Annotated in this window: 16 protein-coding genes; 7 read left to right on the top strand and 9 right to left on the bottom strand. The window is 49.3% G+C overall.

Translation table 11 applies throughout. The annotated features are described in order from the left end of the window. Positions 1-7: 7 nt before the first annotated feature. From J7439_RS04805 to J7439_RS04790, 4 genes are all read left to right on the top strand, one after another. Positions 8-292 (top strand): hypothetical protein, encoded by a 285-nt coding sequence (locus J7439_RS04805; protein ID WP_209200693.1) that lies wholly within the window; start codon positions 8-10, stop codon positions 290-292. Positions 293-320: 28 nt separating this feature from the next. Continuing rightward, complete coding sequence (locus J7439_RS04800; RefSeq protein ID WP_209200692.1) at positions 321-503, top strand: hypothetical protein; 183 nt, start codon at positions 321-323, stop codon at positions 501-503. 68 nt (positions 504-571) lie between these two features. After that, positions 572-973: a hypothetical protein gene (locus J7439_RS04795; RefSeq protein ID WP_209200691.1), complete on the top strand. Its 402-nt coding sequence runs from the start codon at positions 572-574 to the stop codon at positions 971-973. Between the two features lie 326 nt (positions 974-1299). Continuing rightward, positions 1300-4485: a PilC/PilY family type IV pilus protein gene (locus J7439_RS04790; protein WP_209200690.1), complete on the top strand. Its 3186-nt coding sequence runs from the start codon at positions 1300-1302 to the stop codon at positions 4483-4485. A 198-nt stretch (positions 4486-4683) separates the two neighbouring features. Here J7439_RS04790 and J7439_RS04785 read toward each other — a convergent pair whose 3' ends face one another. The 3 genes from J7439_RS04785 to J7439_RS04775 are packed head-to-tail and all read right to left on the bottom strand — an operon-like array spanning position 4684 to position 8617. Continuing rightward, a complete protein-coding gene (locus J7439_RS04785; RefSeq protein WP_209200689.1) occupies positions 4684-5526 on the bottom strand; it encodes a dimethyl sulfoxide reductase anchor subunit family protein in 843 nt (280 codons plus the stop codon). Between the two features lie 2 nt (positions 5527-5528). After that, positions 5529-6149, bottom strand: a complete 621-nt coding sequence (locus J7439_RS04780; protein ID WP_209200688.1) for a DMSO/selenate family reductase complex B subunit — start codon at positions 6147-6149, stop codon at positions 5529-5531. A 20-nt stretch (positions 6150-6169) separates the two neighbouring features. Next, positions 6170-8617: a DMSO/selenate family reductase complex A subunit gene (locus tag J7439_RS04775; protein ID WP_209200687.1), complete on the bottom strand. Its 2448-nt coding sequence runs from the start codon at positions 8615-8617 to the stop codon at positions 6170-6172. Between the two features lie 454 nt (positions 8618-9071). Between J7439_RS04775 and J7439_RS04770 the strand changes: the two genes are divergently transcribed. Beyond that, positions 9072-12311, top strand: coding sequence for a hypothetical protein (locus tag J7439_RS04770; RefSeq protein ID WP_209200686.1), 3240 nt, complete (start codon positions 9072-9074; stop codon positions 12309-12311). Here the strand turns inward: J7439_RS04770 and J7439_RS04765 are convergent. Next, the gene (locus J7439_RS04765; protein WP_209200685.1) at positions 12308-13912 is read right to left on the bottom strand and encodes a glycosyltransferase; all 1605 of its coding nucleotides are present in this window, start codon (positions 13910-13912) and stop codon (positions 12308-12310) included. The two genes, J7439_RS04770 and J7439_RS04765, sit on opposite strands and share 4 nt — an antisense overlap. Positions 13913-14616: 704 nt before the next feature. Here J7439_RS04765 and J7439_RS04760 point away from each other — a divergent pair. Then, positions 14617-15045, top strand: coding sequence for an HNH endonuclease family protein (locus tag J7439_RS04760; protein WP_209200684.1), 429 nt, complete (start codon positions 14617-14619; stop codon positions 15043-15045). A 1790-nt stretch (positions 15046-16835) separates the two neighbouring features. On the opposite strand, the gene J7439_RS04755 is transcribed toward J7439_RS04760, so the two are convergent. After that, positions 16836-17231: a hypothetical protein gene (locus tag J7439_RS04755; RefSeq protein ID WP_209200683.1), complete on the bottom strand. Its 396-nt coding sequence runs from the start codon at positions 17229-17231 to the stop codon at positions 16836-16838. 298 nt (positions 17232-17529) lie between these two features. On the opposite strand from J7439_RS04755, the gene J7439_RS04750 reads away from it, so the two are divergent. Next, on the top strand, positions 17530-17745 hold the full coding sequence (locus J7439_RS04750; RefSeq protein ID WP_209200682.1) for a DUF4116 domain-containing protein: 216 nt from the start codon (positions 17530-17532) through the stop codon (positions 17743-17745). A 1515-nt stretch (positions 17746-19260) separates the two neighbouring features. Here J7439_RS04750 and J7439_RS04745 read toward each other — a convergent pair. The 4 genes from J7439_RS04745 to J7439_RS04730 all read right to left on the bottom strand — a co-directional run bounded on the left by J7439_RS04745 (position 19261) and on the right by J7439_RS04730 (position 23979). Beyond that, a complete protein-coding gene (locus tag J7439_RS04745; RefSeq protein WP_209200681.1) occupies positions 19261-19644 on the bottom strand; it encodes a hypothetical protein in 384 nt (127 codons plus the stop codon). A 394-nt stretch (positions 19645-20038) separates the two neighbouring features. Further along, complete coding sequence (locus J7439_RS04740; RefSeq protein WP_209200680.1) at positions 20039-20887, bottom strand: dimethyl sulfoxide reductase anchor subunit family protein; 849 nt, start codon at positions 20885-20887, stop codon at positions 20039-20041. 2 nt (positions 20888-20889) lie between these two features. Continuing rightward, a complete protein-coding gene (locus tag J7439_RS04735) occupies positions 20890-21510 on the bottom strand; it encodes a DMSO/selenate family reductase complex B subunit (protein ID WP_353623000.1) in 621 nt (206 codons plus the stop codon). A 30-nt stretch (positions 21511-21540) separates the two neighbouring features. Continuing rightward, on the bottom strand, positions 21541-23979 hold the full coding sequence (locus J7439_RS04730; RefSeq protein ID WP_353622999.1) for a DMSO/selenate family reductase complex A subunit: 2439 nt from the start codon (positions 23977-23979) through the stop codon (positions 21541-21543). Positions 23980-24135: the final 156 nt, after the last annotated feature.

The following is a 24135-nucleotide window of genomic DNA, read 5'->3' as shown; positions in this document are numbered from 1 at the left end:
CAATCAGGTGAGAAAGCGAAACCGGGTAAAGGACGTTAAAGGAAAGATAGCAAAAGCAGTGTCAGGTGCCAGAAAGCGGGCACAAGACAAGGGCAACACCAAAACAGAATCGTCAGCACTGAAACAGCCATTGAAACAACTCCGGGAGGCTGGTGAACAGGGACTCAAGAAACATGGAAGGAAAAGCTGGAGCAATGGGGTATTGAACGCATTGATAAACCCTCCCCAGCACTTCAGGAACAACCAGCAACGGGTCAACTGGCTGAATAAACAGGCCACCATAAGTAGTTAGCCAAATGGAATCGAATATTTCTGGCTAAGTGAGCAGTTACTATCCAAGGCGCAACGCAGGCAGCATAGTCGTAGCCCCGGTGCATGGCGTGGCACGGTTGCAGGTGGTTAATGGTGTTGTTTCCAGGGGGACTGCCGATATTGATCAGTACATGATGGCTACTGCCGTCAGTGGGAAGAAGCTGGTTTGGGGAATCAGTGTGCTGGTCTGATTTACCAGATAGAGAACAATGCCATCATTGAAATGGTGCCCGGTCAGGCCAGAGCATAGAGGTGATTTATGTTACTAAGCAAACACCATGATAGTCATGTCCGCTACTGGCTATTGGCTGCCATGACAGGAATATGGCTGTCATGCCAGGCGGTCCATGGCAACGCAGCGGGCAGGCAAGTTGACCAGGAGTTCAGCAAGATAGAAGTTGAATTTCGCAATGAGTCAAGTGGCCTGATCTGGGCCTACCCCTGTGAAACCTGTCTGCCAAAACGTTTGGTCTTTGACCAGCGGTTGCAAGTGGGCAGGCTTGGCGCTGGTAGTCAGAAGGCAAGCTTACAGGACTTGCGGGACTTGCCGGACTCCCGGGACTCCCCGGGGCAGCCTGCGTTGGTGATCTGGATTGAAAATACAGCTCAAGCCTTGCAGGTTCTGTTGATCACACCACCGCAGAGTTCGACACCGGAGTAAGGAACTGTCCTGGAAAAATTTTCCCGGTTCCGTTCGGACTGAGCCCGAAGAAGTTCGGTGTCTCTCCCCCTTCGACTGCTCAGGGTAAACGGAACAGGGAAGTTATCAAAGGGCAATTTCCATGTTAGTCAATTGTGGCTATTGCCTGAAAAAATATCACCCGTCGTATATATGAACATTGGCCAGAGCACGAGTTGGCATAACAGCAGAAACAGTGGATAACAATGTCAGGAATGTTAAGCAACGATCATTCAAAATATGAATGTTCAGAATACTCGCAGACAATCTCTCGATGGTTATGGGCGTCAGGGTGTTTTCTGCTCTCCTTGATTTTATCTTGTGAACTGGCGGCAAATGATATTGATCTGTTTGTTGCCGACCTTCCCACTGGAGCCCAGCCCAATGTGATGCTGATTATGGATACATCGGCGAGCATGGGCACGAGGAACTTGGAATGTGGTGGTGTTTTTGGGTTTTGTCAATATTCTGGCCCCTCCCGCATGGATATAGCCAAGCGAGTGGCCAAGGACTTTATCAGTGATGCACAGAATATCAACATCAGTGTAATGAGATTTAACTATGATGAGGGTGGTCGCGTTATATTCGCATCTGAAGATATTGACACTGGCCGACAGGGAGCTATGAATGCCATTGATAGTTTGAGTCCCAATGGCTTTTCACCAATGGCTGAAACGTTGTATGAAGCCTACCTTTATTTTTCGGGGCAGCAAACAAAATTCGCGTGGAACCCCCTGGGCATCGATTTCAATGCCTATTCGATTCCAGGCCTGCAGTATCGTTCCCCCATTGTCACAGAATGCCAAAAGAACAATATCATCTTGCTGACTGATGGCGCACCTTCCTATGATACCAGTGCTGATGTTGACATTGAGCGGAAGGTCGCGGGTAAGACCATGCCGGATCATTTGCACCACGATTGCCACCAATGCCTTAATGAAATTATCTGGTATATTGCCAATCAAGATATTCACAGCGGTTTTAATGGCGACCAGAACGTCTTCTTAAGCGTTATTGGCTTTGGTGAAATGGATCAATGGTCGTCAGATGTACTGGCCAATTCCGTCAGTGCCGGTAACGGGAAGTTTTACCGGGCCGAGGATGCCAGCCAGCTGAGTCAGGCGTTCGCCGATATTATGGTTCGGGTCAATTCGGAATCCACCTCATTTGCCGCACCGACCGTCCCCGTCAATGCTTTTAACTCCCTTGAGTCCACCGATGAGCTGTACTACACCGTTTTTGCCCCTAGCTCCGGGCCAGACTGGACGGGCAATCTGAAACGTTACCGTTTGGGTGATGATAATCAGATATACGATGCCAACGGGAATCTGGCCATTGATCCCGTGACTGGCTTTTTTTCTGACAATGCCCAGAGTTTCTGGAGCGCTGCCCCGGATGGTAAAGTCGTTACAGCCGGTGGGGCTGCGTCGCATTTGGATCCGGAGCGACCGGTTTATACCAATTTATCTGGCGACAGGGATGTAGAGCTGTCAAGCGGTTCGAATAGGGTCCACGAACACAATGTTCCTTCTTTTCCTGACGGAACTCTGGGCGTCGCTGGTGTATTTAAGAAGATGACGCTGCTGCAGTGGGCACGGGGCCTTGATATGGATGACGACGATGGCGATGGTGTATTTTTTGAACCACGGTTCAGTATGGGTGACCCTATTCATACTCAGCCGGTCATTGTTACTTATAACCCCTGGGGGGGGAACGGTAATGTGGATCAAACCGTTTTTTTTACCACCAATGATGGTTTTCTCCATGCTGTGGATGCCTCCAGTGGGTACACTGCTTTCTCGTTCATTCCCAAGAAATTGCTGGGCAACCTGCGAATGTACCGGGAGGGGACGGTTCGCCCGGCGATATCCGGTGCGCCAACATCGGATTCACAGTGTGTGTGGAATTACCAGGTACCCGGTGCCTGTGTGCCGGCCCGTTATTGTGAATACAGGTTTCAGTGGGGAGATTTAAACCTGAGCGAGAGTTGTCGTGTTATCCCCCCGACACCCACGAACGATGATGAATGCGATTGGGATTGGTCAAAATCAAGGTGTGCACATCCTGAGTATTGTAAATGGCATTACAACGGTAACTTAGTTGGCGACTCTGTTTGTGATATCAGACCCAGGCATGAATGGCCACCTCCACCACCGGAGCCCGACCCTGGCAGAGCCAAAGTATATGGCATGGATGGACCGATAACTGCCTTTTTCAGGGACTGGAACGGCGATGGCAACATAACGGATGGTCATGGGCATGCCTACTTATTCCTGACCATGCGCAGGGGGGGCAGTAATATCTATTCTCTGGACGTCACTAACCGGAATGCCCCGAAGCTTAGATGGGTTATCAAAGGGGATGTGGATTCCAATAACAAGGCTGACGACGATCCATCCAGGAATCCCGACTTTCCGGAGCTGGGGCAAACCTGGTCAAAGGCACAGTTAACAAAGGTCAAGTGGCAGGGGTCTGAACGGTACGTGTTACTGTTTGGCGGTGGCTATGACGAAGATGCTGACCAGCAAGTGAAAATTGAGGAAAACGACATAGGCCGGGCAATATATATGGTCGATGCCTATACCGGTGAAATGCTTTGGCATGCCGGCAAAAACGGTAAGCTGAGCATCCCGGAAATGAAATACAGTATTCCGGCAGATCTGACATTGGTTGATATTAACCAGGATGGCCTGACCGATTACTTTTATGCGGTGGATATTGGCGGTCAGGTGTTCCGTGTTGATATCAATCACGATAACGCCGGGTCCTGGAATTTCGCCAATGGTGGTCTGATCGCCCAATTGGCAGGCCAGTCTGAAGTGGATGCCCGGCGGTTTTTTGAGGCACCCACCGTGGCCATTGACAGCAAACGCGAATATCTCAATATCGCCATCGGCAGCGGTACCCGCCCCGACCCCATGAATACGGTGGTGGAGGATCGTATGTATGTGCTTCGTGACCGCAATATCTTTAACAAGCCGACCACTTACCGGTATGTCAACGGTGGGGTCATTACTGAGTGGTCACTGTACGATGCGACCTCCAACATCATTCAACACGGTAAACAGTGGGATAAAAATGCGGCACTGGGCTCTTTGAGTGGAGCTGCTGGCTGGTTTATGAGACTGGAAGATCCCGGCGAGAAAATCCTGGGCCGGGCCTCACTGATCAATGGCATGCTGTTGTTTACCTCTTTTGTTCCGCAAGTTTCCTCGAACAGCTGTAGTCCGGGAGTCGGGCTCAATTATTTTTATGCCGTGAATATTGAGGATGGTACTAGCGTATTGAATGTATCCGTTATTGAGAATATGGGTTCGCACGGTCGAAGAATGATACTGAGCAATCGTTCAATGTCCCCTCAGCCCTCTGTGATCTCCAAGGGCGGAGAAATGAAGGTGTGCATCGGTTCTGAATGCCTTGTCGGTCAAGACCGGCGTTTGGAACCGGCCAACTTGAAACGTATAAAGCGAAGTTTCTGGAGAGAAAACCGGTGAACAGTAGAGGGTGTACACTGACTGTTTAGTACGAACAAACCATAAAAAAACTCACCAGAGCAGCCATATACAGCGGGCTTCTTCAGCGGGTAACAAGAACCAGCAAAACCTGAAAAGCCCTGTATAGGGATTTTCAGGCTATTATGCATATAACTTCAGGTGTCCTGCATTTACTCGCCTACACAATAATTATATTGATCACATAGGCGAGATAAGCAGGTCATAGAAGAAGATACGACCACACAGTTCAGCCGTGAGCACCAGGACGGTACTCAACCCTGCCAGACCTGCCGCTGAGTTATTACCACGAGTGGCAGCCATCACCCAAACACCCAGACCGGCAAACAGCAGAGCGAGACGGGCCAGAATCAGACGACCGTGGTAGTCAAACAGACCCAGCGGGTTAGCAGGCAGGTCAACCTGACCCAGCCAGAACAGGTACAGCGGGTAACCCACCAGCACCAGACCCAGGGTGATAAAGCCCAGGGTGGCCAGTGCACGATCAGCGTTTTTCTGGAAAGCACCCAAAGAGGCCGACTGACTTCTCAGCATCAGTGCCGCTGCCGGGATACCCACCACAAAAGCGGTCATAACAAACTGGAAGATGGTCCAGCCGCTGTTCCAGGCGGGCACCGTGGCCAGGGTGTAAACATTGGCAATGGCCAACAGTAACAGCACGCCCAATACCATGGCTCCGGCCAGTACCAGCTTCTGCAACTTTGCCAGGATACCGAAGTGCACCATGGCCGCATAAGTGAAGACAGCACCACCAAACAGCGAAGTGGTGATGATCTCAACACTCAGTGCAGACAGATGTTCCAGACCAAAAATGACATTCATGGCTCGCAATGGCTGACCCAGGTGGGTCATGGCCGCAGCGCCGGAGACACCCAGCAGCACCAGAACCACCATCAGCAGTTTATTCAACAGCTGCTGACGGTTGGCATCACTGTTCGCCATCAGCAGGCAGGCCAGTACCAGGAACAGGCCAACGGTGCCCTGTGCCAGCACCGTAAAAAATACCAGTGACAACTCATGCATGGTTATACCTCCCGTGTGTTCATAATGCGTCCGGTCTTGTCGCCGGAAGGTTTGGCATGACGGCTCGCCTTCATCACCAGCGATGGCTCAGTCAGAGAAGAGTCCGGCAGTGGCGCAATATCCGCTTCCGTGCCGTATTTGGCACGCAGTTCTTCGATCGGACCAAAATCCAGGGCACGCAGCGGGCAGGATTCGATACAGATCGGCTGCTTGCCCTGCTCAACCCGGTCGAAACAGCCATCACACTTGGTCATGACTTTCTTCTCGGCATCAAACTGCGGTGCGCCGTAGGGGCAGGCCATTTCACAGTAACGGCAGCCAACACAAACGTCGGCGTTAACCACCACCAGGCCGTCCTGGTCACGCTTATGCATGGCTCCGGTTGGGCAGGCCTTGGTACAGGCGGGCTTGGCACAGTGGTTACAGCTGATGGAGGTGTAATAGGCAAACACATCCTGGGCATAGGTGCCGTCTTCGTTCTGAAGCCAGCTACCACCGCCGTATTCATAGACCCGGCGCCAGTTCACGCCGACTTTCAGGTCATTCTCATCTTTGCACGACAGTTGACAGGTTTTGCAGCCCGTACACTTGGCCGTATCGACATAAAATCCCAACTGTTTCATCGAACTTTATTCCTATCCTGCTATGCTTTCTTGCCGCTATGGCATTTGGCAATTTCAACCAGATTGGTGTGCATCGGGTTACCCTTGGACAGCGGCGTACTGCGCTGAGTGGTCAGCACGTTGAATGAGCCACCACGGTCAACACCGTCTTTACCCGGTGCGTACCAGGCACCTTCTGCCAGGGCAGCAACACCCGGCATAATCCGGGGGCTGACTTTAGCCGGAATCCGGGTCTCGCCACGGTCATTCCAGACTTTCAGCATGTCGCCATCTTTGATTCCCCGGGCCTGTGCATCTGCCGGGTTCAGCCATACGGCATCCGTCACTGCTTCACGCAGGAAAGCGACGTTATGGTATGTGGAGTGCACACGGCCCTTGGTGTGAAAACCAATCAGCTGCAACGGATACTTCTCAGTCAAAGGATCCAGATGGCTTTCCCAGGTGGTGACATACTGTGGCAACGGTGTCACCACATCCCCTTCCGGCAGCTCCCATTCAGCGGCAATGGTCGCCAGTTGTTCGGAGTAAATTTCGATTTTTCCGGATGGGGTACCCAGAGGATTGTTCACAGGATCCTTACGGAAATCTTCCAGAGCGATACGAATATGCTTCGGTGCCAGCTGTTTGTAGGGTCCGTCACGACGCAGGTCTTCCAGTGTTGGCACCTGAGGCTGTTCTTTACGCATCTGTTCGTACAGTTCCGCCACCCACTGCTCATGGGTCTTGCCTTCTGTGTACTGAGCTTCCAGACCAAAGCGCCTGGCAATACCTGCACAGATGTCGTATGCACTGCGGCACTCGTACATCGGGGCAATAGCAGGCACCAGCGGAATCACCGCCCCCAGACTGCCCGAGGCATAGCCGTTGCTGGCCACTTCATAATTTTCAATGGTGGTGATATCCGGCAGCAGAATGTCCGCGAACCGTGCGGTGGGTGTCATATGGTTTTCAAACACCAGGATAAACTCACACAGGCTCTCATCAGACAGGATCTCTTTGGTCCGGTTGATATCAGAGTGCTGGTTAACCGTGATATTGCCCGCATATTGCCAGATGAATTTGATCGGATTCTTCAGTGACGTGCCGCCCTGCAGAGCATCGGTCTTATCCGTCATTTCATGGTGACGATGAATCGCATCCGTCCATTTGAAGAATGGAATCGCCGTCTTAATCGGGTTGGTACCCATGGGCAGGGTTTTCACCGGGAAGCCATAGTTGCCTGGCATTTCGCCGGTGTTGGTGCCGGCAAGGCCAATATTGCCGGTCAGAATTGGCAGCATGCAGATGGCACGGCTCGCCTGTTCACCGTTGGCCTGACGCTGAATACCGGTACCCTGAATAATGTAGGCAGGTTTGGCCCTGCCAATTTCCCGGGCCAGCTGAATGATTTTTTTCGCTGGAATACCGGTAATTTTTGCCGCCCACTCCGGGGTTTTCTCGATGCCATCCGCACCCTGGCCCAGAATGTGCGCTTTGTAGTGGCCATTCTTCGGTGCACTGGCTGGCAGCGTTTTTTCATCGTAGCCAACACAGAACTTCTCGAGGAATGCTTCATCCACCATCTTCTCGTTGATCAGCACCCAGGCCATGGCTTCTACCAGGGCAGCATCGGTCCCCGGGCGGATTGGAATCCACTCAGACTCTTTGCCCAGCATGGTGTCGGTATAACGCGGGTCAATGATAATGGTGCGCACATTTTTGCTGTTCACCGAGTTGATGTGCTCGTAGATTTCCCCACCGCCACTCATGCGGGTCTCTGCCGGGTTGTAACCAAACATGACCAGCAATTCTGCATTGGCGATTTCACTGGTAAAACTACCGAACGCCGCTGGACGTCCACCGCCGTAAGTAAACGGCAGAGCACGTTGAATCTGTCCCCAGCTGTAATTACCGTAGTAAGGCAGAAAGCCACCGAGCATATTCAGCAGGCGCTTGGAGGCAAAAGGACCGTCGGTTTTATAGCCCTGGGTTCCGGAGCCATACTGATAATAGATCGCATCGTTTCCGTAAGTATCGATGGTGTACTGCAACTGTCTGGCGATGGTATCCAGCGCCTCATCCCAGCTGATGCGCTCAAAGCGGCCTTCCCCACGCTTGCCAACCCGCTTCATGGGGTATTTCAGACGATCAGGGTTGTATACCCGTTGCTTGATGGAGCGACCGCGCAGACAGGCGCGAATCTGATGATCACCGTATACGTCATCGCCCCGGTTATCCGACTCAACATGGGTGATAATGCCATCTTTGGTATGCACCTGGAGAGGACAGCGGCTGCCACAGTTCACCATACAGGCAGACCAGGTCACCTTGTCTTCAGCGGCTTTTGCCTGCGTTGAATCCGTTGCCATGGCTTTCAGAGGCAGTGCATTGCCAGCGACAACAGCGGCACTGCCCGCAGCAGTTCCCCACTTGATAAACGTTCTTCGCTTGATGACAGACGACAGCGCACTATCGAGAAGTTTCTTCATTTATTTTACCGTTATCACTAAAACCGGAAACCAGCACACAAACAGGTAGTGTTACCCCTGACAAAATGCATATCTGTACAAATAATGAACTGGCGAAATAGTGATGATAATACGAGCTGGTCAACAAACAACCGATTGACCTGGATCAATTTTTTGCAGGGTTTGAGGCAATTACTGAAGAGGGTAGGAACTTATTCGAGCACGCTACAGAGCACAGCGCACCATGTAATTGATAATGATTATTGAGGACAAAACTGTGCTGCACTGCAACTTCAGTGACATGGCTGCGGCGGTACTTCCTCCGCTGCACCTTACATGGCACCTGCCCGGGCTGCCAGATTACGGGGAACCTTTCGATATTTTCGGTGTCTTAAGTTTGTGTTCATTTCGCTCAGGCGGAGCCTTACCCCCGTGCAGTCAGATATACGATTTTAAATTCAGTGAGACCCTTGACATGTCCATACCTCAGGCGGAAGCAAGCATTGGTTCGTCAGGATTTCAACCACCAACGGCAGGCGGCAAAAAAGAGGAATACAATCCTGTTGCCGCATTCAGTCAGTTTGGCGGGTTGATGGTTCGTGTTGTCAATGCATTACAAGCTGCCGGTTCAGGCGATCAATACAGGCCAGTGAGTTTACTGTCACCCGGTGCCCAATATGCAATAGAAGCCAGGCGACCGGATCAATTTGGAACCAGGCCAGACCAGGTCATTACGGTTCTGAAACCTGCACCCGGCTGCCATATGCTCTGGGCTTTTAAAAAAGATGTCTGTTCGAATGCCTCGGGGGAACCGTGCAGCAAGTTCACATACACCAAGAAAATTACCAGCTGGCGTGTTTTGGAAGAGAAAATAGTAGAGAGTTATCGCAGAAAGCATTCCCTGTTTAGCGGATCACCTTTAACCTCAGGACACCTTGGTGTGAATGGCTATTTACTGCACCAACCGACTGAACGGTTCATTACAGGAGCAGGCAAATATCCGGAAATTCTCTGTCACATTAATTTTGACCGCATGCACTATGGCTATCTTCTGGACTTTACCAGGGAGTTTTCTTTTCGCCGTCTTGAAGAGGTCATGGGCAATATTCTGACGCTTGAGCAAAATAAAGGTAACGCGTCCGGTGATGAGTTCCGTGAGCCTGTAAAACTGTGCCTGTACAACAGTCATCAGGGGGTGTTGTCTCCCCCGGTGGAAATCAGCCGCACACAAGCGCTAATGCTGCGGCGAAACATTCGTGCCTTCTCTCAATACGGCAACTTCACTGGTCAGGAACTCAGGCTTTACCAGTTATTGAGTCAGTCCGGTGGTGAACGATTTCTGCAGCTGCTGAAAAATATTCCGGAGCAGGTCAGCACGGTATCAGCCAGTGTCAAGGCGCTTGGTACCGACATCAAAGCCATCCTGACAGCCATCGAGAACTGTGATTCAGCAACATTCTTAAGCGAACTTCCATCCCGGGCGGACGGGGTCAACAGTAAAGTGGGTTTACCGAAGATATTACTGGAAGCCTTGCTTGAGCAGACCCCGTTTCATAAACACTTTCCCTGGCTATATTATGATTTCGAGATACACGACAAGGACTCTAGCTGGGACTACATTTTCGAGCAGGTTAGACCCACCTTTGCCGCACAAGCGGTCATCTGCCGGGAGCTATTAAATAACAAATTGTTTGTTCCCTATTTATTAGGGTACAAGGAATCAACACCTATCCACTATAATCCACTGGTGTGCTGCCTGCTCATCGCTTACGGCGCAAGAATCTATCTCAATTATCAAACATCAACCCAGCTTGCAGAGCATCTTGAAATATTAACATCTGCCAATCATTTTCTCCGGGCGAATCTGTTGACCAACGATGAAGCCAATGCCATTCGTAACGAGGTGCTGTGGGAACTTCTTTGCAATGAAGGGGACGGCCCCGTTGCTAAACATTATATGATAGCAAACAGGGTATCGATCCTGAAAAAAGCATTGCACGAGCATTTGAATCACCGGCAGCTGGCTGGTTCAGATCTACATCGGGAGGCTGTTGGACTGCTTGGCAAGGAGTTTTATCATTGCTTTTTTACCAATGAACCGGTTTATGGGCATGCAGTTAAAGAATTTCTGGAAAATAGATTTTCACCCCTTCGATACAGTGATGAACAGTTACGTGAGCATTTAAAGAGTACAGCGACTCTCAATCGAACCATTGATCAAAGGCTGAGTATTTTTCTGGGGAAATATTACACTTGCAAGCCTGCCGTTGTGGTCCGGCGAAAGGAACAAGGAGAATGCCAGCCGGACTGGCTGGTGAATTTTCTGGCATCACCACCAACCTTTGAAGGCATGGAAATACTGCCTGATGGCCGTTATAAGTCACTTACCCAGATAATCGGTCAGTATTATTACCAGTTTCCCCATCCCAACAGGGCACAAGCCATCCTGGCGAACGGCACAAAACCCTATTACCGCAAATGGCACGGACTGGATCACGCCCTGCGCACACAGCTGGCCACCGAATTCCTCATGGATAGTAAAGTTTTGCCCGACTTTCATAAGCCATTCCGGGAATTACTACTGAAGCATCCCGAGTTGCAAGAGTTACTGCCCATCGCCGAACTCTACCACGATGCTGTCGCTGAAGATGAGCATAAAGATGTTGAAGAGCTGCGGGCAGCAGAACTGTTTCAGCGTGATATGTCCAGGCTGCAACAGTACCCCGGGCAGCTGGTTACCCTGGTAGCCAGCGCCCTGAGAAACAAAAACTGCAAGATGATGGATGCTGAAAATCCGTCGTTCACTCCTGACCACCAATGCTCGGAGGAAGAATTACTGCTGCGTCAGGTGCTGCGCTTTGGGGATATTGTGGATAACCTGCGGGTAAAACCACCACGGGAGGACTTTCCGGCGATCAGGCTGACACCAGACTCAGCAGAAATTGACACCAGTGACATGATCCATGATGGCTATTTTCAGCCAGAAAAGATTGAACTGCTGTCCGTGGTCAACAACCCGGACTTCACCCTGCTGATCCAGTCAGTCATGTTGAGCTTTCGGGATCTGGCCAGCATTACCGGGGGATGGCATCACCAAATGCCCAATCCGTTCACCAGTCAATACCATCTCCCGGTTGATAACCATGAACGACGATTACTGATTGAGCAGGCACCTGATCCCTATCAGTGTTTGCGTGAGTGCCTGAACGATCTGGTCCGGTTCGTTATCGCTGAGAGAGCCGGTATTTCACCTTGCTTCGCAGAACACCACCGGCAGAGTACAGATCCCCCACAGCCTGATTGCTGGGATCCGGATACCGGGTCCGGTGGCGCTTATCGTCGCCTGCACAATGAAGGGGAACTTCGACAAGTCAGGTTACCCGAAGCAATGACCCTGGCAGAAAAGATGATCGTGGTGGCTAATGAACCCGGGCTGGAAAAACGTATGTCGGCTGACATCCGGGGTGCCCTGGAAACTGAGACGAGGCGGCTGCAGGAGAAGGCGATCCTGCCCTCTGTTGGTACCTTGGAACAATCTGAACTGGAGCAGATGCTCCGGCAGCCGGACTCTCCGGGTGCCCGACTGCTCAGTGAGCGCGGCTATTTTGTGAAGTCGAGCGTACATGACGGGAAAATTTTTTACCAAATGATACCCAATTCCACACTTGCAAGGAACTTTTTGCTGCTGCCACCAGAGTATAATGACGAGGCTTAATTAGAAAGAGCATTTTCTATTGAAGTAGTAAATTTCTCCATTGAATGGAAATAACTGGCATGCCTCACAATGTGAGATGATCTTGGCCTTCCGGCTTTTAACTTTTCACTAACTGCCAGGAGAAATGCTTTATCTGTATCTTCTGAGTAATGACCATACTCCGCATTTGAATGAACTTCTGTTCTGCATTCATCACAAGGAGGTGATGCCTCAGGCAGCCCCCCTACATCAGAGTTGATTACATGCAGCCCCATAGAATTACATTCACCGGCAATCAAGCCTAAAGATTCAGCCAGAGAAGGAATAACGGCATAGTCCGCAACAGCCATTAAGAGTTGCTTATGCTCTTGATTTTTAGTAAGTAAAACGAGGTTATTTCTTGCTGCTTTGGTTTCCTGAATAGATTGAATAAATGGATCTTTTTCTGTTCCGTTAGAAACAATAAAAAATAGACAATCCAGTTTTTTTACCATATTCAGTACATGCTCTGTCCCTTTTTCAAAATGAGGCCTGCCCATAAAAAAAACAATTGGTAAGTTTTTAGTGACTGGGTTCACACATCCTTTGCTATTTAACGGGGGCTTTAAAGGCAATTTTCCAGCAAAGAACAGGTCTCTGAGTTTTGATTTGATATTTTTTTCCGGAGTTCCTTCTAACCCGTATTTTTTGGCGGTAGCACTCAGGCTAAATTTTGATAAATCTGAGCAGCTTTTGATTGAGCTGATTTCCTTTTTGTGAATCCTCAAGAACTTTGATATGAGAGGATGTTTAAATGTCAGAAAAGATTGGGCATATTTCGATACTGTTAAAATTACATCAGCATGTTTAATTGCCCTCTCTCTTGCAGGTTTTTCATAATCCGGTAGCTTGCATAACTTGCTCTCATCCATCTTCATATAGCTCTGGGTTGTATAAACAGGCTTTTTATTGGCCATACAGTCGCTAAAACCCGTGTGGGGACTTAAGCAATGCACCCAGTTGACTTTTTTAACATTTTCGAAGTGATTAATGTATTGAAGGGATCCTCCAAAAAAATGATCATGAATATATACTTTTTCGTTTCCCATTGTTGGTAAAAGCACTTCGTTGACAAATTTTGCAGCTATCTGGTTAAATACACACATTTTTAGAGATATAGCACCACAAGATATCAATCTTTCATCAGAATCATTAATTCCTTGTTCTTTGAAGTAAAGATCCTCTGCCAAAGAGTCTTTGTGTTCTTGCTCTATATTGTATGAATTAATATGCTTTTCAAAATACCTTTTCTGCCTCCCTGTTGGCTGGACTCTATAGACATCACATTCAGGCATATCACTGCACCTTTCAACCAATATTAATTCACCAGAAGAAAGCTGACAGCCAGATGTGATTGATTTTTTTATATCCGTATCCTCTACGAATTCAAGCAGTGGAAGAACCATGATATTTCTACAACTACGCTCGTGAAATGCCTTACAAAAGGTGTTTACAAAAACGCCGTTACCGCCAACAGTGTATCGGCAACCTTCTGTAGAAATGTGTATGTGGTTTTGTTTAACTTTCTGATCATCACCTGGCAGGCATAAACTTGTAACTTGAGTTGATGAAATTGGCTTCATTTAACACTCACTAAATATGCAAGTTTTTATCTTTAGGATTAAACAGTAGGTTATTCATTCGATAGTAATCAAATATTTTTATTGCTCAACTCTCGTATTTTAATTTACGAGTGTTTGATAATAAGGAAATGGTCATATAGTAATACAACAAACGTCGCTTTTATTTTCTTTCCCTCTACGCCATTATAGCTTTTAAACGTCCCTGCTTAAAAAATTATATTTATCCGAGTTTGACTCTGTAGACGAACCAGACCAGACGACCATATCAGTCAAACAGGCCCAGTGGGGGCAGGCAGGCCAGTACCGGGAGCAAGTCAACGGTTCCTTGAGCCAGTACCGTACAAGAGGTGGTATTTATTCAATAGTCCTTTTAATGTATTTTGTCGTGTAATATTCAATCCTGTGTTAATTTCTCGATGAAACACCTCCTGATAACGTTTCTGGCACTCTTGAGCACCTCTGTAAATAGTGCAGAACTGGTAAAAAAGAGCAATTCAGGCATCTGTCACGATATCTCTAGCTCCAGCTATGAGAGAACAAAAAACTATACTGCCTTCTACTCTCTCAATGATTGCCTCAGTTCCGGCGGCAGACTTCCTAAAGGATCAGGCTTAAAAAAGTCGAATGCGGCAACGTACCGTCAGAGTCCGGCAAAATATGACCGTTCATATTTTGGTGATTGGGCTGATGAAGACAGGAACTGTATGAACACTCGCCACGAGCTTCTGATGAAGCAGAGTACCAGCGCGATAGATACAGCCGGTAACCAGTGCGCTGTATATCGGGGCAGATGGCTTGATCCCTACACGGGAAAGACGTTTTATGAAGCTCGCCAGGTTGATATCGACCATTTAGTGCCTCTGAGATGGGCCTGGGATCGTGGGGCTAATCAGTGGTCGAAGGCAAAAAGAGTGCAGTTTGCCAATGATGAAGTGAACCTTTTTGCCGTCCAGGCCAGTGTCAACCGCCAGAAAGGGGCATCAGGTGTCCTTGAGTGGTTACCACCTTCGAAGTCTTTCCACTGCCAGTATGTTGCCAGATTCACTCGTGTGGTAAAAAGCTATGGTCTTGTGCTGTCAGACTATGAGCAACGGAAATTCAGGGAATTAGAAGAGGAGAAGTGCCGCGGATAACTTATATTATGTATTTGTCGTTTATTCTCACCATCGCTTAACTGCCTGTGGGCAAGTGAGGTTGCCGTAAAATCCTGAACAACACTTTCCGAAGGTCGGTTCCGATGCACACCCGCAGGGCATAAAAGCCGACTCGAGTCCCTCACCGCCATACCCGGTATAAACCAGAGATCATGGTGCATGGCGGTTAGTTCGGATGTGCATGGTGCTGGCAATTCCCGGGGGGGCATTACGCGGTTATTATAATGATTGGTCCCTTATCACGTGGAATTTCTTTCAATTCGACAGTTAATACAGGGGCATGAGAGATAATCGAGGGCATCCCGGGCTGTTGTGTGATTATTCTTGAGCCAATGGAAGGTTGATGATCGGTATCATCCTTCCGAATCAAGTGGTAACAGCACGCGCCTGCAGCAATTGCTGCAAGACCTGAAACACCTCCTGCTGCCGCGCCTCCCAAAGAGATGAGAGTACTTACCTCGAGAGGTTTTGTACAACATGAACCAAGCATGCCAAGACTACCACCTATCGCTGCACCTGAAAAACCACAAAGCTTGTAGCTAGCGTGAGCGTCGGGGGGGCATAAGCAATCTTTAGTAGCAGTACATGAGCCTAAAGTGTTCATATTTATTACCTTTTTAGAAATTTATTAGAATATTCCACTATGTGAAATTCCGACATCCGTTGCTTCAGACACTTCTGCTTTTCAACATAGGAAAGTGTCAGATCATCGGGCGTGGCCGAGGACTCTTTTGGTAACGCCCGGTCCGACAAGTACCAATCTCTGGTGAAAGCCGACTCGAGTCCCTCACCGCCATACCCTGTAAAACCCTGAGTTCATGGTGCATGGCGGTTAGTTCGGGTGTGCATGGTGCAGGCAATTCCCGGGGGGCATTACACGGCTATTTTATCCATTGGTTCCTTTTCATCTGGAGTTACTGCCCATTCGACAGTTGTTAGTACAGGAGTCTGAGAAATAATCAAGGGCATCCCGGGCTGTTTGGGCTGTTGTGTGATCACTCTGGAGCCAATGGGAGGTGGACAACGAGTACAACCAGTAAATAACAAGTTGTCACAGACCACGGCTGTAGCCATAGTTGAAAGGCTTGAAATAACCCCTCCTGCCCCGAATTCCAGAGCGCTGAGAAGAGCTGGACCGAGAGGTCCTTTCGCCGCACAAAGCAGACCACAAAAACAACCTATCGCTCCACCTGCACCAGCACCAAACTTGTATGCAAGGTGAGTGTCAGGGGGGGGTATAAGCAATCTTTAGTAGCAGCACATTGGCCTAATGAGATCATATTTTTTACCTTTTCAGAAATTTATCAGGATTCTTCACTGCTTAGACTTCACTTTTTCTAAAAAGTTTTTGCAAATTCTCTTAATCTGTAAATTAATTCCCTACTCTGTAACCACAATTCCTGTACGATAGAACTACAAGCACCGCAATACCACGAAAAGACTGCCAGTATGTCGTCAGATTCACTCGTGTGGATAGAAGCTATGGTCTTGTGCTGTCAGACTATGAGCAACGGAAGTTCAGGGAATTAGAAGAGCAGAAATGTCGCGGATAATTCATGCTATTTATCTGTCGTTTAATCCCGCCATTGTTTAACTGCCTGTGGGTAAATGAGGTTGTCTAAAAATCCTGAACAACACTTCACGAAGGTCAATTCCCATGCGCACCCACAGGGGATAACAGCCGACTCGAGTCACCACCGCCATACTCCATGAAACTCAGAAATCATGGTGCATGGTGCTGGCAATTCCCGAGGGGGGCATAACACGGTTTAGTTATTGATTGATCCAACTTCACCTTGAATTTCTGTCGGTACGACAGTTACTTCAGGAGCATGAGAGATAATCAAGGGCGAACCGGGCTGTTGTGTGATCACCTTGGGGTCAATGGAAGGTTGGAGAGCAATTCGACGCTCTCCTAAATTGCAACAGGTAACGACTCCACACATTGCTGCAAGGCCTACAACACCTCCTGCTGCCCCGCCCCCAAAAGCGCCGAGACAAAAATGACCGAGAGAATAACCGGCAGTTTCTACCACACTGGAACAGGCACCAAACCCACCACCAATAGCACCTACCGTTGCACATCCAATGGAAGAAAATACGTATGGTTTTTCAGTGCCGGGGGGGCAGAAAAAACTTTTAGCAGTTGAGCATGATACGTCCATAAAAATTACCTCTATAAAAGTTTATCGGAATATTTCACTTTAATAGACTTCATTTTTACTAAAAAGTTTCAACACTGTTCTTAAGGTGTACGTTACTTATCTACCCCGCCCAACAAAAATGATACGAAAGCACTAAATTTACCTCAGCACCAGGAAAAAACGACAAAGTAAATATTGCAAAAACCTTGTGATTTTCGTGCTTATTATTACGTTAGTTCCAAAAAATAGTTCCTGTTTCTTCCAGTAAATATGGCTGTCTTCTTCCTGTGCCAGTGGCGCACTTCAGGATTGTCCGGAAGTGGTCAAACTTGCCCTGCAACAAAATCCGCTGGCGCTGGAGTTTGCCAGTGACAAATGCCGTAATGATCCAGAACTGGTCAATATCGCCTTGCAGAACAATGGTAATGCCCTGCGGTACTTTGGTGATTCTTTACAAAACAAACCCGAAATCATTAAGGTAGCCATTGATAGTATCGGGCCTGTTGCGGTGAGGTATATTCAACAATTCAGTTAATTTAACAGAGCCTCTCATACCAATTCCGCCTTCTGAATATGAGATGGAATAAGCCATTTTGGGCAGCAGGGCAAGGCGGAATGACGAATAATAGCAGGGCTACTTGTGCCTTGGGAGGCAGTCCGGGAATAGCGCTCGTCCAGGCGACCCCGTAGCGAGGACGACAGAAAATTGAGGATAAAAATTCGGTTTTGTGAGGTGAATAGCGGTGCTATTTGCCGAACAAAAGCGGAAGTGCCGCGGATAACTCATGCCATGTGCTTATCGTTTAATCTCACCATCGCTTAACTGCCTGTGGATAAGTGAGATTGTCGTAAAATCCTGAACAACACTCCCTGAAGGTCTGTTCCCATGCACACCCACAGGGCATAAAAGCCGACTCGAGTCCCTCACCTCCATACCCTGTAAAACTCAGAGATCATGGTGCATGGCGGTTAGTTCGGGTGTGCATGGTGCAGGCAATTCCCGGAGGCATTACACGGTTGTTTTATTGACTGGTTCCTTTTCACCTGGAGTTTCTGTCCATTCGACAGTTAGTACAGGAGCCTGAGAGATAATCGAGGGCAACCCGGGCTGTTGTGTGATCACGTTGGAGTCAATGGTAGGTTGACAAAGAATACACTCAGTAATTAAGGATTTGTCGCGAAATAACTTCCTCTTTTTGCCACGGAGACACGGAGTCACAGAGGAAAAGATTTTTTCTTTTCTCCGTGCCTCCGTGTCTCCGTGGCAAGGTTTTTCTCTTTACCGGGCAACATTGGAAATGTGGAAATTATTTCAGGACAATTCCTAAGTGGCAACAGGCCACGCATGTGGCCACTGATGAAAAGCCTGAAACAACTCCTGCTGCCGTGCCTCCAAAAGCGCCGAGAATAAATGTACCGAGAGGTTCTCTCGCCGCACAAACCATACCACCAAAACAACCTACCACTCCACCTGCACCAGCGCCCCACTTGTATGCAAGGTGAATTTCGGGGGGGCATAAACAATCTTTAGTAGCAGCACATGGGCCTAAAGAGTTCATATTTTTACCTTTTTAGGAATTTATTAGATTTTTTCACTCTGATTGGACATCATTTTTTCTAAAAAGTTTCTGTAACTTCTCTTAATCTGTAAATATTAATTCCCTACTCTGTAACCACAATTCCTGTACGATAGAACTACAAGCACCGCAATACCACGAAAAGACTGCCAGTATGTCGTCAGATTCACTCGTGTGGATAGAAGCTATGGTCTTGTGCTGTCAGACTATGAGCAACGGAAGTTCAGGGAATTAGAAGAGCAGAAATGTCGCGGATAATTCATGCTATTTATCTGTCGTTTAATCCCGCCATTGTTTAACTGCCTGTGGGTAAATGAGGTTGTCTCAAAATCCTGAACAACACTCCCCGAAGGTCTGTTCCCATGCGTACCCACAGGGGATAACAGCCGACTCGAGTAACCACCGCCATTCCCCATGAAACTCAGAAATCATGGTGCATGGTGCTGGCAATTCCCGGGGAGGCATAACACGGTTTAGTTATTGATTGATCCAACTTCACCTTGAATTTCTGTCGGTACAACAGTTACTTCAGGAGCATGAGAGATAATCAAGGGCGAACCGGGCTGTTGTGTGATCACCTTGGGGTCAATGGAAGATTGGAGATCGATTTTACGCTCTACTAAATGGCAACAGGCAACGACTCCACCCATTGCTGCAAGGCCTACAGCACCTCCTGCTACCGCCCCCCCAGCAGCGCCGAGACAAAAATAAGCGAAATCTTTTGACACCGTAGCACAGGTACAAAACCCACCTAGAAGATAACCTTCCGTTGCACATCCTGCGCAAGACAATGCGTAAAGTTCTTTACTGCCGGGGGTGCAGAAAAAACTTTTAGCAGTTGAGCATGATACGTCCATAAAAATTACCTCTATAAAAGTTTATCGGAATATTTCGCTTTAATAGACTTCATTTTTACTAAAAAGTTCCAACAACTGTTCTTAAGGTGTACGTTACTTATCTACCCCGCCCCACAAAAATGATACAAAAGTACTAAATCTACCGCAGCACCAGGAAAAAACGAAAAAGTAAATATTGCAAAAACCTTGTGATTTTCGTGCTTATTATTACGTTAGTTCCAAAAATAGCTCCTGTTTCTTCCAGTGAAATATGGGCGTCTTCTTCCTGACTATCCTGAGTAGCTATGACCAGGGCCTGATCAGGCAAAGCTGGTAATAGCTGTTGTGCGTTCACGCGTCCGGAGTTTTTGAATAGTTCCTCCTTTTATTTATGAAGGAGGAACTTTGTACTTATTTACATGCCACTGGCAAACATATGCAGGTCATAGAAGAAGATACGACCACACAGTTCAGCCGTGAGCACCAGGACAGTGCTCACCCCTGCCAGACCTGCCGCTGAGTTATTACCACGAGTGGCAGCCATCACCCAAACGCCCAGACCAGCAAACAGCAGACCGAGACGGGCCAGCATCAGACGACCGTGGTAGTCAAACAGACCCAGCGGGTTAGCAGGCAGGTCAACCTGACCCAGCCAGAACAGGTACAGCGGGTATCCCACCAGCACCAGACCCAGGGTGATAAAACCCAGGGTGGCCAGTGCACGATCAGCGTTTTTCTGGAATGCACCCAAAGAGGCCGACTGACTTCTCAGCATCAGTGCCGCCGCAGGGATACCCACCACAAAAGCAGTCATAACAAACTGGAAGATGGTCCAGCCGCTGTTCCAGGCGGGCACCGTGGCCAGGGTGTAAACATTGGCAATGGCCAGCAGTAACAGAATGCCCAGAACCATGGCTCCGGCCAGTACCAGCTTCTGCAACTTTGCCAGGATACCGAAGTGCACCATGGCCGCATAAGTGAAGACAGCACCACCAAACAGCGCAGTGGTGATGATCTCAACACTCAGCGCCGACAGATGCTCCAGACCAAAGATCACGTTTATGGCACGCAACGGCTGACCCAGGTGAGTCATGGCCGCAGCGCCGGAGACACCCAGCAGCACCAGAACCACCATCAGCAGTTTATTCAACAGCTGCTGACGGTTGGCATCGCTGTTCGCCATCAGCAGGCAGGCCAGTACCAGGAACAGGCCAACGGTGCCCTGTGCCAGCACCGTAAAAAATACCAGTGGCAACTCATGCATGGTTATACCTCCCGTGTGTTCATAATGCGTCCGGTTTTGTCGCCGGAAGGTTTGGCATGACGGCTCGCCTTCATCACCAGCGACGGTTCAGTCAGAGAAGAGTCCGGCAGTGGCGCGATATCCGCTTCCGTGCCGTATTTGGCACGCAGTTCTTCGATCGGACCAAAATCCAGGGCACGCAGCGGGCAGGATTCGATACAGATCGGCTGCTTGCCCTGCTCAACACAGTCGAAACAGCCATCACACTTGGTCATGACTTTCTTCTCGGCATCAAACTGCGGTGCACCGTAGGGGCAGGCCATTTCACAGTAACGGCAGCCAATACAGACATCAGCATTGACAACCACCAGACCATCCTGGTCACGCTTGTGCATGGCACCGGTTGGGCAGGCCCTGGTACAGGCGGGCTTGGCACAGTGATTGCAGCTGATGGAGGTGTAATAGGCAAACACGTCCTGGGCATAAGTGCCGTCTTCGTTCTGAAACCAGCTACCACCGCCGTATTCATAAACCCGACGCCAGTTCACGCCGACTTTCAGGTCATTCTCATCTTTGCACGACAATTGACAGGTTTTGCAGCCCGTACACTTGGCCGTGTCGACGTAAAATCCCAGTTGTTTTATCGAGGGTTGCTTCATCGAACTTTATTCCTGTTATGCCTTGGCAATTTCAACCAGGTTACTGTGCTGGGGATTGCCCTTGGCCAATGGTGACGGGCGCTGGGTGGTCAGGGTATTCATACACGCGCCACGGTCCACGCCGCTTCGGTCTGGTGCGTACCAGCTGCCCTGCCCCATGGCGACCACGCCAGGCATAATGCGCTCGGTCACTTTCGCGGCAACACGGATCTCGCCACGGTCATTCCAGACCTTCAGCATGTCGCCGTCTTTTATCTTGCGCTTGTGGGCATCAACCGGGTTGATCCACACTTCCTGGCGGTTGGTTTCCCGCAGCACATCGACGTTGCCATAAGTGGAGTGAGTACGGGCTTTAAAGTGGAAACCAAACATCTGCAGCGGATACTGTTCAGTGTGGTCTGCCTCATGCCCCTCCCAGGAAGAAACGTATTCAGGCAGTGCCCGAATAATATCGCTCTCCCCCAGTGTCCAGCTGGAGGCAATATTTGCCAGGCGTTCAGAATAGATCTCAATTTTACCGGAGGGGGTATCCAGTGGATGCTTTTCAGGGTTTTCCCGGAACTCACGGAATTGAACATGAGGTTCACCGGGGTTCTTCTGCTTGACAATGCCCTGCTCACGGAAGGCCTGAAAGTCCAAGTCCACCAGTGTCGGATTCATTCTCTGGGATTCTGCATAAATATGACGCAACCAGGCTTCCTGGTCCCGACCTTCGGTGAACTGCGCTTCTACCCCAAGACGTTTGGCAATACCTGTACACATGTCGTAGACCGAACGGCATTCATACAACGGCTCAACCGCAGTATCACAGAAAATGGTGTAACCCATATTGCCGCAGAACCCGTTAGGGGCGAAATCCGGTTGTTCAGCCGCAGTCAAATCAGGCAGCAGAATATCCGCATAGCGTGCACTGGGCGTCATGTGGTTGTCGATCACCACAATCATTTCACACTGGCTGTCATCCTGAAGAATGTCATGGGTGCGATTGGTGTCCGAATGCTGGTTGATGATGCAGTTACCCGCATAGTTCCAGATAAACTTGATGGGCTGGGTCAGCTTTTCGGCACCACGAATACCGGCGGTCAACGCGGTCATTTCATCATGACGGTAAATGGCATCCGTCCAGAGGAACATGGGAATAGAGGTTGATACCGGGTTGGTCAGTGTCGGAAAGACCGCAAAGGGCATGGAGTAGCTGCCTTCACGGGCACCGGTACCACCACCGGGAATACCCACATTACCGGTCATCACCGCCAGCATACAGATCGCCCGGCTGGCCTGCTCTCCATTGGCAGTGCGCTGCAGACCCCAGCCCTGCATAATGTTGCAGGGTTTGGTCATGGCAATTTCACGGGCCAGACGGATGATGGTGTCTGCCGGGACACCGGTTATTTTTGCCGCCCATTGCGGGGTCTTTTCAACACCATCATCGCCTTTGCCCAGAATATAGGATTTCCAGGAAGCGCCTTTCGGTGCGCTGGCAGGCAGTGAGTTTTCATCGTAGCCGATGGTGTACTTGCCCAGGAATTCATTATCCACCAGGTTTTCGGTAATCATCACCCACGCCATACCGGCTACCAGTGCGGCATCGGTACCCGGTCGCAGAGGAACCCACTCATCATTGGCACCCAGGACCGTATCGGTCATGCGCGGATCAAAGGTGATCATACGTGCGTTACTGCGTTGTCGGGCTTCGGACAGCTGATAAACAATACCGGCACCACTCATACGGGTTTCAGCCGGGTTGTTGCCAAAGTTGACCACCAGCCTGGTATTAACAACATCTGACGTGCAGTTATTATCCACCCAGCTGCCGCCGTACAAATACGGTAAACTCACGGCAATCTGAGCCGTACTGTAATCACCATAGTGGTTAAGATAACCGCCCCAGCAGTTCATCAAACGGGCGATCGGTGTGGCGGCTGGCGGCCAGGATTTGGACACCGTGCCTCCCAGCGTACCAGTACAATAGTTGAGATAGATGGCTTCATTGCCATACTCTTTTTTGATGCGCTTCAGGTTATCAGCGATGGTGTCAAACGCTTCATCCCAGCTGATGCGCTCAAATCGACCTTCACCACGCTTACCCACACGCTTCATCGGATATTTCAGACGGTCAGGGTTGTAGACGCGCTTGCGGAAGGAACGGCCACGGAGACAGGCGCGAACCTGGTGGTCACCATAGGTATCGTCACCGGTGTTATCGGTTTCGGTATGAATGATCACACCGTCTTTTACCTGATGGCGCAGTGCACAGCGGGAGCCGCAGTTGACCGTACATGCAGACCAGACTGACTTGATCTCTTCATCAGCACGTTTGGCCTCTGTCGCAGAAGCTTTCACCGGCAGTGTGTGCGCAGTAACCACTGCCGCACTGCCCGCAGCGGTTCCCCACTTCATAAACGTTCTTCGCTTCACCCTGGAAGCAAGCACTTTATCCACAATTTCTTTCATTGATATCGCCAACCCATGATAAATACCGGTCGTGATCACAGACTGCTCAGACAATTATCAGATTCTGCTTTCCCTGCAGACATAAAGGTGTGAACAAAAAGTGCCGCCAACCAAATGGTGGGCATGATAATTGGACAGTAATTAACCGGCAGATGA

The organism is Salinisphaera sp. G21_0 (genome assembly GCF_017744115.1).
GTDB lineage: Bacteria > Pseudomonadota > Gammaproteobacteria > Pseudomonadales > Endozoicomonadaceae > Endozoicomonas.
Note: the sequence above shows the minus strand (reverse complement) of the source record. Positions and strands in the feature narration are given on the sequence as shown.